Consider the following 625-nt stretch of genomic DNA (forward strand, 5'->3'; position numbering starts at 1 on the left):
GAACATGCATTCCACAACATGCCGTTCCTTATAGAGCCACCAATTGCACGATCTTTGCTCTTTTCTGTTCGCTTTTGCCGGGATGACGGCCTCCATCTCGTGTTCTTTCAGCCAAGCCAGCAATGCGTCGGCGTCGTAGCCCTTGTCGGCCAGCAGCGCGTCAGCCTTGATGCCCTGCAAGAGCGGCAATGCCTGCGAGATGTCCGCCGTTTGACCACCCGTCAGAATGAACTTGATAGGCAATCCCAAGCTGTCGGTGAGTGCGTGAATCTTGCAACTGAACCCGCCACGCGAGCGGCCAAGCGCCTCGTCATCAGCGCTGTTTTTGCCCGCGCCCGCTGCGCAGGCATGGGCACGAGCGATCGTGCTGTCGATGCAAACATTCTGCAAATCAGCGCCTTGCGCCAACTCATCCTGTATCCGACTCCAGACGCCCAACTTGCTCCACCGCGAAAAACGCTTGAATACACTGTTCCAACGCCCATTCTGCACGGGCAGTACCCGCCACTGGGCTCCCGTGCGCAAAATCCACAGTACCGCTTCGACAAAAAAGCGACACTTCATCGGCACTCCGATGCGAATGCCCGGTATTTTCCTCAGTTCCGCCAGCAGGCGTTCCCACTCT

At 57.4% G+C, this 625-nt stretch carries 1 protein-coding gene; it reads right to left on the minus strand.

The annotated features are described in order from the left end of the window. Nucleotides 1-625, minus strand: a 625-nt coding sequence (locus DAE25_RS22840; RefSeq protein ID WP_159083938.1) for an IS5 family transposase, incomplete at both ends; no start/stop codon positions are given.

This window comes from Nocardioides terrigena, from assembly GCF_003047265.1.
Classification (GTDB): Bacteria; Actinomycetota; Actinomycetes; order Propionibacteriales; family Nocardioidaceae; genus Nocardioides; species Nocardioides terrigena.